Source organism: Variovorax sp. RA8, from assembly GCF_901827175.1.
In the GTDB taxonomy this organism is placed as follows: domain Bacteria; phylum Pseudomonadota; class Gammaproteobacteria; order Burkholderiales; family Burkholderiaceae_C; genus Variovorax.
Map to the genome: position 1 here is coordinate 1 of NZ_LR594665.1, position 12038 is coordinate 12038.

The following is a 12038-nucleotide window of genomic DNA, read 5'->3' on the forward strand; positions in this document are numbered from 1 at the left end:
ATGAAAACCCTGGTCGTCGCTCAACAGAAAGGCGGAGTCGGGAAGACTTCGAGTGTTGTTCACCTGGCGTTCGACTTCCTGGAGCGTGGCCTTCGCGTTGCCGTAATCGACCTGGACACGCAAGCCAATGCCTCCTTCACCCTGGCGCAGTACAAGATCGAGGCTCGGGCGAGCGGTTTCTTTGGTCCGGTGCCGGCCGATGGCTGGCGAGGCGCAGCCGCGGCCGATAGCGACGGCGCACGCCTGGCCCTGATCGAAGCAGATCCCGAGCTGGCCAATGCCGTTTTTCTGCCGCTGGACAAGGCCAAGCAGAACCTGAAAGCCAACCTCAAGGCGCTGGCTGGCCAAGGGTTCGACGTGTGCCTGATCGACACGGCACCCGGCCTTGGCGTTGCCCTGGTGGCCGCGCTCTACGCAGCCGATTGCGTGCTGTCCCCTATCGAGCTGGAGGCGTACAGCATTCAGGGCATCAAGATGATGCTGACCACGATCATGAACGTCCGCAAGGAGAACGCCGGCCTGCAGTTCCTGGGCATGGTGCCGTCCAAGGTAGACGCGAGGAACCCGCGCCATGTGCGCCACCAGGTCGAGCTACAGGCGGCCTATCCGAAGCTGATGGCGCCGGCCAGCATCGGCCTGCGCAGCAGCATTGCCGACGCCCTGGCGTCCGGGGTGCCCGTCTGGAAGATCAGGAAGACCGCCGCCCGCAAGGCCACGCACGAAGTTCGCGCTTTGGCCGCCTATGTTTTTGAAAAGATGGAGATCGCGCAATGAGCACCGCCGCAAACAAGAAGATTGCCCCCAAGTCGAAGACGCCTGCAAAGGCCGCTCCCGAGGCCGAGGCGAAGCCGCAAGCCGGTGGGCTGGGCCTGGAGGGCATGGGCGACCTGTCGGCGCTCCTGGCCGGCCCTACGGCCGCCGCGAACGGTGGCGGGCCGCTGGACCTGGACATGGGCCTGATTGATGAAGACCCGCACCAGCCGCGCACAGAGGACAACCCCGGTTTCTCCGACGAGAGCCTGGACGAGCTGGCCGCCTCGATCCGCCTCCGTGGCGTCAAGACCCCCATTTCCGTGCGCGACAACCCGGATGCGCCTGGTCGCTACCTCATCAACCACGGCGCGCGTCGCTTCCGTGGCTCGAAGCGAGCCGACAAGGCCACGATCCCCGGCTTCATCGACAACGACTACAACGAGGCCGACCAGGTGGTGGAGAACCTGCAGCGCAATGAACTGACGGCCCGCGAGATTGCCGACTACATCGGCCGCGAGCTGGCGAAGGGAGTCAAGAAGGGCGAGATTGCCAAGGCCATCAGCAAGTCGCCCGCCTTCGTGACGCAGCATGCCGCGCTGCTGGACTTGCCTGATCCCATTGCCGAGGCGTTCAACTCGGGCCGCGTCAAGGACGTTACCGTGGTCAACGAGCTGGTGACGGCGTTCAAGAAGAAGCCGCAGGAGGTCACGGACTGGCTGGAAGATGAGAACCAGGAAATCACGCGGGGTTCGGTCAAGCTGCTGCGCGAGTTTCTGGACGACAAGCGCAAGCACGAGGACGACGACCGCGATCCGAATACGGTAGACGTACTCACCGGAAAGACGGACGCCGAAGCTGGCGACGGCGAGCAGGGTTCAGGTTCTGACTCCAAGAAGGAAGAGAAGGAGCCCGACCCCGACAAGCTGAAAAAGGCCATCGTCCAGGTGCAGCACAACGAACGCCCTGCCCGGCTGATCCTCAACCGTCGCCCACCGGCCGAGGGCTTCGCCTGGTTGAAGTACGAGGATGACGGCCAAGAGTTTGAAGCCAACTTGAGCAGCGTCACTCTGGTGGCCCTGCTGGAAGGCTAAACCAAGCCCTGATTCCCCCGCAGGGCCGCGCCCAGGCCCACGCCGCACCCCACAAGCCCGCCCGCTCCCGGCGGGTTTTTTTTCGTCCCACGGTTTTAGCCGCTAAAAAAAGTTTAGCTAAACGCTTGACAGGTAAGAATAATAATAATAATATAACTCTTATTATCGTATTACTCAACCCGGAGCCGCGCACCATGGAACTTGCCAAAGACACCCGCGACCGCATCTTTGCCGCCGCTGATTCGCTCTACGAGCAGGCCGGCCGGGCCGCCTTTCCCACGGTCGATGCCGTGCGGAAGGTCGCCCGCGTCAACATGAACGACGCCAGCGCTGGCATGAAGGAATGGCGGCGTGCGCAGACCGCCCAGGCGGCCCCGGTGGCCGTCCAGGTGCCCGAGGCCGTTCAGCAGGCCAGCAGCGCCGCGCTGGCGTCCTTGTGGAAGGAGGCCCAGGAGCTGGCGAACGAGTCCCTTCGGGCTGCGCAAGCGGGCTGGGACGCGGAGCGCATCGAGGCCGAGACGCTGAACAAACAGATGGCCGACGCCTACGAGTCGCAGGCGGCCGAGCTGGAGGCGGCGCAGGGCCGCATTGCCGAGCTGGAGGCGGCGGCTCGCCAGGCGGCCGAGCTGGCCGAGGCGAGCCGGCAGCAGATCGAGGAAGGGCATACCGCCCTGCTGGGCATGCAGCAGCGGGCCGCCGTGGCCGAGGGCCGGGCCGAAGAAATTGAGCGTCGGGCGGGTGAGCTGCGCGCCGAACTCGATCACGCGCACGCCGAGGCCGAGACTGCCGCCGCCCAGGCCAAGGCCACGGCCGATAGCCTGCGCACCGAACGCGACAAGGTGCAGCAGCGCCAGGAGCTGGCCGAGGCCGAAGGCGTCAAGCTGGCCGACCAACTACGCCAGGCTCAGGTCCAGGTCGAGGCGTTGCGGAGCGAGCTGGCCGGCGTCAAGGCCCGTGCGGAGTCCCAGGCAGAGGCGCACCAGGAGCAGCGCAAGACGGCCGCCCAGGAAGCGGCGCGCATGGTCGAGCGCTTCACTGGTGCCCAGGCCGAGCGCGACCAGGCGCAGCGGGACGCGGCTGCGGCGCGGGAAGAGGCGGCAGGGCTGCGCGGCCAGCTCGAAGCCTTCAAGGAGCAGCACACGCAATTGATGGCCGCATTCCGAGACTCGGAAAAAGCCGATAAGGCCGTTTCACGTACCAAAAAGGACTGATATTTCGGGGGTTTTGCGCTAAAATGGCATGTTGTTTGGCAGCTACATCCGAGGGGCAAAAATCATGATCGCAGAGCAGGAACAGACCGAGCGCCGCGCCGTGGTGCAAAGCGCCCTTGCGAGCCAGCGCATCGAGGGCTTAGAGCCCGATGCGCAGGCCGTGGCCGACGCCGAGCGCTGGGCGCGTGGCGAGATGACCATCGGTGCCGCCGTGGACCAGTACAAGGCGCGCATGCGGCTAGAAATGGCATGAAATACGCCGGGGATCGCGGCGATCCTTACCTGGACAGCGAAACGGGTGTTCTCCGCAATCTCCTTGGAATCAAGGAACAGGGTGGACTCGATAAAGCCGAATCCACCCTTTCCTTTTTGCGGGCCAGCGAATTGCGCGAGCAGCCCGTTAAAGGCAAATTCGATTTAGCGCACCTGCAGCGAATTCACAAGCGCCTTTTTGGCGACGTGTACGACTGGGCGGGCCAAATCCGCCAGGTCGAAATCTCGAAAGGCAGCACCATGTTTGCCCGGCAGGTTGCGATCCAGAGCGCGGCGCAGCAGCTCTTTGGGCAGCTTGCCAAGGAACAGCTCTTGCGCGGCCTCGATGCCGACGAGTTCAGCAAGCGGGCCGGCCACTATCTCGGGGAAATCAACGTGCTTCATCCCTTCCGTGAAGGGAACGGCAGGACGCAGCGTGAGTTCATCGGGCAACTGGCCCAGCAGGCGGGCCACAGGATCGACTGGAGCGGGGTCAGTCAGGCCAGCATGACCCAGGCGTCAATCGAGGCCTACAACGGCGACTCAAGCGGTATGGCTGGCCTTATTCGCGCTGGCATGCCAGACCAGCTTTTTTTTAACCCATGAGTCTAGGAGTATTGGAATGAAACAGCGCCTTCTTGTGATGAACGGGCAGAGGCTCGTTCAGAGCGAGCAGGGAGGACAGTGGGCCACGGATAAGGTCGAAAAAGCCGGCCCGATCAAGCCGGGGATTTACAACATCCACCTATCCACCAAGGCCGACAAGAGCCAGAGCCACGATGGAGTGATCGTCCATGCCGACAAAGATCATGTGTATCAACAGGTCGGCAAACAGTTCGTCCAGCATGACCGGACGAATTTCGATAAAGTACCTGAAATCGGGAGCAATTCCAGCATCAAATACGATGGTGACAAGGCGCAAGTCGCCCCGTCATCCATCAAGCTGGGGCGAGGGTTGTCCCGATGAAGCTTTAGCCGCTAAAAAGGAGCCAAGGCCATGAGCATTCCCAGGGAGCGACTGCAGCAGCAGACGCAGCAAACCGCCCGCGCCACGCTTGCCGGTGCCCGCCAGGCCGGCGCAGACGCAGAGGTTCAAGCCGACGCCCTGCAGGATCGCGCCCTGGAGGCCCAGGCCGAGCAAGCGGCCTTGCTTGAAGCCTCCCCCTTGGAGTCTCAATACAGCGCCGCTTTCGCGGCGCAGGTCGAGGCGAAGCACGACCAGGCGGAAAGGATCGAGGACCGGCTTGAAGACCTGATCGAGCGGCAAGAATCCCGGATGCAGCAGGCGCAGGCCAAGCAGCCGGGCATGCTTGCTTTGCCCTCGACCCGTGCCAAGTGGCAACAGCAGATGCAGCAGCAGCAAGCCACCTTGCAGCGCCTGCATGGACGGCTAGAAACCGTCCGTGAAATCAAGGAGGGCATGGGCATCCATTCCCCCCGCATCGAAGAGCTTGCCGCTCGAAAGCTGCGTGCTCAAGAGCCAGAGCTTGCCAGCGAATGGGCCGACATGCGCGAAGCGCAGCGCCGGCACGAAGCCCTGCAGCGCAAGGAAGAGCAGGAGAAAAAGCAGGCTCAGGACCGCGAGCGTCGAGAGCAGATCGAACGAACCGGCCGAGGCGTGCGGCTAGGGCTTTCGCAGGCGCGCTAGCTGCGCCGCATCCCCAAAAAAAGAAGCCCGGCGATGCCGGGCTTTTTTATGCGCGCCTGCAGGCGCTGCGCTATCGCAGCGCTACCCACAACGCAACCGCCGCCGCCGCGAGCGTGATGCACGATGCAAGCACGTTCAGCAGGCCGATCCGCCGCGCATCCTTGACCTGGCCAGCGACACGGCCCAAGGCTGCATCGACCTCGGCGCGCACCGTGGCTGCCGTGCTCTTGGCGTTCTCCTGCATGGCCTTGTCCATCGCCCCTTTGCTTGCGGTCAGTGCCGCATTCAGGATGCGCTCGGCCTTGTCTTTGGCGTCCGTCCCCCAGCGGAGCGCCAGGGCCTCCAGCTCTTCCTTGTACTGATCGAGCTGGGCCTGTTGCGCCTTGGAGCTGTCCTGCATCAGCCGGTTGTTGATCGTCTGCAGGACCAGGATCGGATCATCACGCGAGACGGCTATGCCGTGCTTCGCGGCAATCTCCTTGATGAGTTCCTCTACCTGGTCGGCCATCACAGCACCGCTGCGCTATCGAGCTGGCCGAAGAGCTGGCCCTTCACGATCTTGAGCCGCTGCCTGGTCATGATCGTGAGGGAGTCCATCGCCAGGGCTTCATCGAACGTCAAACGTTCCTGCAGCATGTCGCTCAGATCGCGGCCGTAGGTTTCTTCCTTGAGGGCTGGAATCGACACGATGGCCGAAACGCGGGCCTTGTTGGCCGTGTATGCCTTCAACTGTTCAAAGCCCTTACCTTCGTGCTCAATCGGCCCCCAATACGGATTCAGCCACACCACGAAAATTGCTTCCGTGGGGAACTGGCTCACGAGCTGCGAAAAGCCGCTCACGGTGTCAAGAAGAGCCTGGCCGCCCGTGATGACCGTATGCACGACCAGTTCATGCCCCATGTCTGCCAGGAGTGCCGGCACCTGGTTGCTGATGAGGTAGTGCGAAAGCGGCACGAACGAGCTGGCCCCGTTGTCGATGATTACGTCATCCTTCGACGGCGCAACTAATTCGACCAAGGTATCGAAGTTGCGCGGGTTGATTTCGTCGCCTTCCATGATCTGGAGGCGCTTCACCCCGAGGGCTTTGTAGCCGGCGAACGTGGCGTTCACCGGGTCCGTGTCGATGCAGAGTGGCTTCTGACCCTTGCTTGCCTTGTACTGTGCCAAGGTGGCCGCGATGAACGACTTGCCCACCCCGCCCTTGCCTTGCAGAACCATGTGAATTTTCGCCATTACAGTAAATCCTCTTTTTTCGGTTGAGAGTCAAATTTGAAGCCGGCCGGAGCTGGCGCTGACTTCGTTGGTTGTTGCGGCCGTGGTGCAGCGGTCTTGCCTGCAGCGGGTGGACGTGGCGGGTCTGGTGGCGTCGATGGCTGGCCGTCTACCACCGCAGGAGGCCGGCCCTTGATGTGCCGGCGTACATGCTTCAAGAAGGTTTCGTAGCGATACGGGATCTTCCCCTTCTCGTGCAGATGCTCCCAGATCGTTAGAAGCGAATAGCCGGCCGCGATTGCGTCCTGCACGTCGCTCTTGAGGGCCAAGAACGCCACCACGTTCTTGTCCTGTCTCGGCCTGGTTGCTTCGCGTTTTTTCACCCATTCGGCCAGCTCTTCGGGGTAGCTCTTCGGCATCGTTCGTTTTCCATGTCGTTCCTATTGCGTACAACTCTAGCACTGCGTTAGATCGCAAAAAGATCGCTGTTACAGCGCTGTCAATGTGCTGACAGTGCGCTGAAACAAGGCGATTGAGGCTGATTATAGGCATCCTATGCGCTTTTTCGCTATATCGGTTAGCTTTCAGCGCAATAACAGCGGTTAAATGCGGCGCGGTGGTGTATGCTTTCCTTGGTGTTCATACCGCCGAAAGGCGGGCAGGATAGGTGAAGTTAGCTAACCGGAAAGCCGGTTATCTATCTTCACTATCCCCTTATTCGCACTTCGTGCTCAACGGGGAATCCTGCTCTGCGAGGCTGACGGCTACCGCCGTCTGAGGTGCGCGGCTTTAGCCGCTAAAGAGAGGCCAATGGCAAAGACAAGAAACAGCGACGATCCGCGAATGCCGACCCGCAAAGCGGGCCGGCATTTGCGCGTCCCCGTGCTTCCCGACGAGGAAGCCGAAATCAAACGACTGGCGGCTTCGGTCGGGCTTCCCGTGGCGGCGTACCTGCGGAACGTGGGTCTTGGCTACCAGGTGCCCGGCATCCTGGACAACAAGCGAGTTGAAGAACTTGCTCGCATCAATGGCGACCTTGGGCGGCTGGGTGGGCTGCTGAAGCTGTGGCTCACCGATGACGTGAGGACGCTCCAGTTTGGAGAGACGACCATCCTCGCCCTGTTGTCGAGGATCGAATCCACGCAGGACCGCATGCACGAGGTCATGCAGGAGGTTGTCACTCCAAGGGTGAAGCGATGAGCCCTTTAGCCGCTAAAAATTGCGGGGGGTGGCCGTGATCGCAAAGCACGTTTCCATGAAGACGGTGCAGAAGAGTGACTTCGCCGGTCTGGTGAAGTACATCACCGACGAACAGGCGAAGAACGAGCGCGTGGGCTACGTGGCTGTCACGAACTGCCACACAGACCGGCCCGAAGTGGCGATCACCGAAGTCCTCAACACCCAGGCGCAAAACACCCGGTCGGGGGCCGACAAGACGTATCACCTGATCGTCAGCTTCCGGCCAGGCGAGCAACCCGACGACGCGACCTTGAAGGCCATCGAGGCGCGGATATGCGAAGGGCTGGGGTTTGGCGAGCATCAGCGCGTCAGTGCCGTTCACCACGACACCGACAACCTGCACATTCACATCGCCATCAACAAGATTCACCCAACGCGCTACACGATCCTGGAGCCATTCAACGCTTATCACACGCTCGGGCAGCTCTGCGAAAAGCTCGAACGCGAATACGGCCTGGAGCGCGACAACCACCAGGGGAACAAGCTGGTATCGGAGGGCCGCGCCCAAGACATGGAGCGGCATGCAGGCGTCGAAAGCCTGCAGGGCTGGGTCAAGCGCGAATGCGCCGCAGACATGCAGGCCGCGCAGTCGTGGGAGGCTCTGCACCAGGTCATGCGGGACAACGGCCTGGAGCTGCGCGAGCGCGGCAATGGGTTCGTGATCCAAGCCGCTGACGGCCTTGCCGTCAAGGCCAGTTCCATCGGCCGCGAATTCTCCAAGGCCAAGCTGGAAGAAAGGCTGGGCACCTTCGAGCCATCGGCCGAGCACTTGGAGCGCGCAGCGCAGAAGCCGCGCAAACAGTACGACAAGAAGCCGGTGCGGTCCCGTGTCAACACGGTAGAGCTGCACGCGAAGTACAAGGCCGATCAACTCACCATCAGCGGATCGCGCACGGCCGAATGGGAGAAGGCGAGGGCGAAGAAAGACCGCCTCATTGAAGCCGCGAAGCGTAGCGGGCGGCTCAAGCGTTCGACCATCAAGCTGATTTCAGGGGCCGGCGTGGGCAAGAAGCTGATGTATTCGGCCACCAGCAAGACCATGAAATCCGAGATCGAGAAGATCAACAAGCAGTACCTCAAGGAACGGCAAGAGATACATGAGAAGTACCAGCGCCGTGCGTGGGCCGATTGGCTGCGCGCCAAGGCCGCAGAGGGCGACCAGGAGGCGCTAGGGGCGCTGCGCGCCCGCGATGCTGCCCAGGGCCTCAAGGGCAACACCGTGGCCGGCACGGGGCCGCTGCGGCCCCAGGCGGCCGCTGCAGAGCAGGACAGCGTGACGAAGAAGGGCACGATCATCTATCGCGTCGGCCCTACCGCCGTCCGCGACGATGGCGACCGCCTGAAAGTCTCGCGCGGGGCCGACCAGGACGGCATGCAGGCCGCGTTGCGCATGGCAATGGATCGCTACGGCGACCGCATCAGCGTCGGCGGCACGCCGGCATTCAAAGAGCAGATCGCCCAAGCGGCGGCGGCCTCGAAATTACCCATCACCTTTGACGACGACGCCCTGGAGCGCCGCCGTCAAGAACTATTGACCCAAGCAACCACGAAGGAGAACGACCATGACCGAACCGACCGAGGACGAGCTGCTGGAGGCGGCATTAGCGGCAGTGGACCAGCCATTGCCGCAATCCCCGGAGCCGCCCGAGCCGGACAGCCACGAGCCGCCGCAGCCGGACGGACCACCAAGCCCAACGTTGGCCGCGTTGGACGAAAGCCGCCGCCCCAAAGCCAAAACCGTCTGCGAAGACTGTCCCAACTCGGTGTGGTTCAGCTCGCCAGCGGAAGTGAAGTGCTATTGCCGCGTCATGTTCCTGGTGACGTGGAGCAACAAGGAGCCAAACCAGTTGACGGCCTGCGACGGGATATTTTTGGGCCAGGAAGACTAAGCCCGCAGGTTGCCGCTGCCGCCGACAAATACATAGCGGAGCGGGAGGGCAAGCGCCTTAAAGGATTCGATATACCGAAGCACTCCCGCTATACTGACGGGCAGGACGGGGCCGCGACTTTCGCCGGCATCCGCCAGGTCGAGGGGCAATCACTGGCCCTTCTGACACGCGGCGAGGAAGTCATGGTGCTGCCAGTTGATGAGCCGACCGCACGACGCCTCAAGCGCCTTGCCGTTGGTGATGCCATCACCGTGACCCCCCAGGGTTCCATCAAAACGACGAAAGGACGTAGCAGATGACAAAAGACAGGTTCAACAACGCGGTAGGGCCGCAGGTACGCGCCGAGAAGGAGGGGCCTGGCAAGGTCATCCCGGCGCTGGCCGTGCTGTCCCTTGGCGGCGGATTGCAGGCTGCTACGCAGTTCTTCGCCCATGACTTCAAGTACCAGGCCGCGCTTGGCGCGCACATCAACCACATTTACCCGCCGTGGGGAATCGTCCAGTGGGCCGGCAAGTGGTACGGCCAGTACCCCGACGCCTTCATGCGCGCCGGAAGCATCGGCGTCACGATTACCGGCGTTGGCCTCATCAGCCTGGTTGTCGCCAAGATGGTGCTGGCGAATTCATCGAAGGTGAACGAGTACCTGCACGGCTCGGCCCGCTGGGCGAACGTCAGGGACATTCAGGCGGCCGGCCTCATCCCGCGTGCGCGGTCGTTCTGGCAAACCATCACCGGCAAGGATGCGGCGGCCAGCTCAGGCGTCTACGTGGGCGCGTGGATCGACAAGAAGGGCAAGCAGCACTACTTGCGCCACAACGGGCCGGAGCATGTGCTTTGCTATGCGCCGACCCGTTCCGGCAAGGGCGTCGGCCTGGTGGTTCCTACGCTGCTGTCCTGGGGCCATAGCGCAGTCATCACCGACCTGAAAGGCGAGCTGTGGGCGCTGACGGCCGGATGGCGGCAGAAGCATGCGAAGAACAAGGTTCTGCGTTTCGAGCCGGCGACGGCCAGCGGTAGCGTTTGCTGGAACCCACTCGATGAAATCCGCCTTGGCACGGAAAACGAAGTGGGCGACGTGCAGAACCTCGCAACGCTGATCGTTGACCCGGACGGCAAGGGCCTCGAATCGCACTGGCAAAAGACCAGCCAGGCGCTGCTTGTCGGCGTGATCCTGCATGCGCTCTACAAGGCCAAGGCCGAAGGCACGCCGGCCACGCTGCCCGGCGTCGATGCCATGCTGGCCGACCCCAACCGCGACATTGGCGAGCTGTGGATGGAAATGACCACCTACAGCCACGTAGACGGCCAGGTCCACCCGGTTGTCGGCTCTGCCGCCCGCGACATGATGGACCGGCCCGACGAGGAAGCAGGATCGGTGCTGTCCACCGCCAAGTCCTACTTGGCCCTGTACCGCGATCCCATCGTGGCCCGCAACGTGAGCAAGTCCGAATTCAAGATCAAGGACTTGATGCACCACGACAACGCGGTGAGTCTCTACATCGTCACGCAGCCAAACGACAAGGCCCGCCTGCGGCCGTTGGTGCGGGTCATGGTGAACATGATCGTTCGCCTGCTGGCCGACAAGATGGACTTCGAGAACGGCCGTCCGGTGGCGCACTACAAGCACCGCATGCTGATGATGCTTGACGAGTTTCCCAGCCTGGGGAAGCTCGAAATCATGCAGGAGTCGCTGGCATTCGTGGCCGGCTACGGCATCAAGTGCTACCTGATTTGCCAGGACATTAACCAGCTCAAGAGCCGCGAAACCGGCTACGGCCACGACGAGAGCATCACGTCGAACTGCCACGTCCAGAACGCCTACCCACCGAACCGCGTTGAGACGGCCGAGCATCTTTCCAAGCTCACCGGCCAGACCACCGTAGCGAAGGAGCAGATCACCACCAGCGGCCGGCGCACGAGCGCTTTGCTGGGCCAGGTGTCGCGCACGATCCAGGAAGTTCAGCGCCCCTTGCTCACGCCCGATGAGTGCCTGCGCATGCCCGGCCCGGTGAAGACCGAGGGCGGCGACATTGCAAAGGCCGGCGACATGGTGGTGTACGTCGCGGGCTATCCCGCGATCTACGGCAAGCAGCCACTGTATTTCCAAGACCCGACCTTTCAGGCGCGGGCGGCGATTCCCGCACCGAAGAACAGCGACAAGCTGCGTAACAGCTTTGTCGCGCCCGCAGGGGAGGGGATCACGATATGAGCCGCTTGCTGAAACGGATCACCATCGGCACCGCCATCGGCGGCGCTGCCGTGCTCGCCTTGGGCGTTGCCTGCTATGCAGCCGGTGCCCGCGTCAACACCACGAAGAGCATTCCCGTCGGCCTCTATTGGGCAAGCAGCGCGCCGGTAGAGAAGGGCGCTTACGTCATGTTTTGCCCGCCGCAAGTCGGCGTGTTCGGTGACGCCAAGGAACGGGGCTACATCGGGGGCGGGTTCTGCCCTGGCGGCTACGGCTACCTCATGAAAAAGGTTTTAGCCGCTAAAGCCGATGCCGTCACCGTGGCCGATGACGGCGTGCGAGTGAATGGCGCACTGCTGCCACTGAGCGCACCGCTCAAGACCGACAAGGCTGGCCGGCCCTTGCCGCGCTACCAGACCAACAGCTACGAGCTGGGCAATTCCGAGGTGCTGCTTATGTCGGACGTGAGCGGCACATCGTTCGACGGCCGCTACTTCGGGCCGGTCAACGTTTCGCAAATCAAGACCGTGATCGTCCCGGTCATCACCTGGTAGG

Annotated in this window: 14 protein-coding genes; 11 read left to right on the forward strand and 3 right to left on the reverse strand. The window is 62.6% G+C overall.

From position 1 onward, the window contains the following. The 7 genes from E5P3_RS35300 to E5P3_RS35330 form a co-directional block, all read left to right on the forward strand. A partial coding sequence (locus E5P3_RS35300) for a ParA family protein (protein ID WP_162572150.1) occupies positions 1 to 774 on the forward strand: 774 nt, incomplete at its 5' end. Then, positions 771 to 1844 carry a transcriptional repressor gene korB gene (locus E5P3_RS35305; protein WP_011171679.1) on the forward strand — a complete coding sequence of 358 codons (1074 nt, stop codon included), beginning with the start codon at positions 771 to 773 and terminating at the stop codon, positions 1842 to 1844. The genes E5P3_RS35300 and E5P3_RS35305, both read left to right, overlap by 4 nt. Positions 1845 to 2038: 194 nt before the next feature. Beyond that, the gene (locus E5P3_RS35310; protein ID WP_011171678.1) at positions 2039 to 3055 is read left to right on the forward strand and encodes a DNA-binding protein; all 1017 of its coding nucleotides are present in this window, start codon (positions 2039 to 2041) and stop codon (positions 3053 to 3055) included. Positions 3056 to 3119: 64 nt separating this feature from the next. Next, positions 3120 to 3308 carry an antitoxin VbhA family protein gene (locus E5P3_RS35315; protein ID WP_011171677.1) on the forward strand — a complete coding sequence of 63 codons (189 nt, stop codon included), beginning with the start codon at positions 3120 to 3122 and terminating at the stop codon, positions 3306 to 3308. Then, positions 3305 to 3913 carry a Fic/DOC family protein gene (locus E5P3_RS35320; RefSeq protein WP_011171676.1) on the forward strand — a complete coding sequence of 203 codons (609 nt, stop codon included), beginning with the start codon at positions 3305 to 3307 and terminating at the stop codon, positions 3911 to 3913. Before E5P3_RS35315 ends, E5P3_RS35320 begins: the two co-directional genes overlap by 4 nt. Positions 3914 to 3929: 16 nt before the next feature. Beyond that, positions 3930 to 4274, forward strand: a complete 345-nt coding sequence (locus E5P3_RS35325; RefSeq protein WP_015063536.1) for a KfrB domain-containing protein — start codon at positions 3930 to 3932, stop codon at positions 4272 to 4274. A 30-nt stretch (positions 4275 to 4304) separates the two neighbouring features. After that, entirely contained in the window at positions 4305 to 4955 is a 651-nt protein-coding gene (locus E5P3_RS35330) for an IncP plasmid survival protein KfrC family protein (RefSeq protein ID WP_220812009.1), read from the forward strand. 70 nt (positions 4956 to 5025) lie between these two features. Here the strand turns inward: E5P3_RS35330 and E5P3_RS35335 are convergent, their stop codons facing one another. From E5P3_RS35335 to E5P3_RS35345, 3 genes are read right to left on the reverse strand one after another with little or no spacing between them, the layout of a single operon-like run. Next, positions 5026 to 5463, reverse strand: a complete 438-nt coding sequence (locus tag E5P3_RS35335; protein ID WP_011171734.1) for a conjugal transfer protein TraM — start codon at positions 5461 to 5463, stop codon at positions 5026 to 5028. Continuing rightward, positions 5463 to 6188 (reverse strand): nucleotide-binding protein, encoded by a 726-nt coding sequence (locus tag E5P3_RS35340; RefSeq protein ID WP_011171733.1) that lies wholly within the window; start codon positions 6186 to 6188, stop codon positions 5463 to 5465. The genes E5P3_RS35335 and E5P3_RS35340 overlap by 1 nt, the downstream gene beginning before the upstream one ends. Beyond that, positions 6188 to 6586: a TraK family protein gene (locus E5P3_RS35345; RefSeq protein ID WP_011171732.1), complete on the reverse strand. Its 399-nt coding sequence runs from the start codon at positions 6584 to 6586 to the stop codon at positions 6188 to 6190. The genes E5P3_RS35340 and E5P3_RS35345 overlap by 1 nt, the downstream gene beginning before the upstream one ends. 391 nt (positions 6587 to 6977) lie before the next feature. Here E5P3_RS35345 and traJ point away from each other — a divergent pair, with 391 nt between their 5' ends. The 4 genes from traJ to traF are packed head-to-tail and all read left to right on the forward strand — an operon-like array spanning position 6978 to position 12037. Next, on the forward strand, positions 6978 to 7367 hold the full coding sequence (gene traJ, locus E5P3_RS35350) for a conjugal transfer transcriptional regulator TraJ (RefSeq protein ID WP_011171731.1): 390 nt from the start codon (positions 6978 to 6980) through the stop codon (positions 7365 to 7367). Positions 7368 to 7401: 34 nt separating this feature from the next. After that, positions 7402 to 9594, forward strand: a complete 2193-nt coding sequence (gene traI, locus E5P3_RS35355) for a TraI/MobA(P) family conjugative relaxase (protein ID WP_015063533.1) — start codon at positions 7402 to 7404, stop codon at positions 9592 to 9594. Beyond that, entirely contained in the window at positions 9591 to 11504 is a 1914-nt protein-coding gene (locus tag E5P3_RS35360; protein WP_015063532.1) for a type IV secretory system conjugative DNA transfer family protein, read from the forward strand. Before traI ends, E5P3_RS35360 begins: the two co-directional genes overlap by 4 nt. Continuing rightward, positions 11501 to 12037, forward strand: a complete 537-nt coding sequence (gene traF, locus E5P3_RS35365) for a conjugative transfer signal peptidase TraF (RefSeq protein WP_011171726.1) — start codon at positions 11501 to 11503, stop codon at positions 12035 to 12037. Before E5P3_RS35360 ends, traF begins: the two co-directional genes overlap by 4 nt. Position 12038 lies beyond the last annotated feature (1 nt).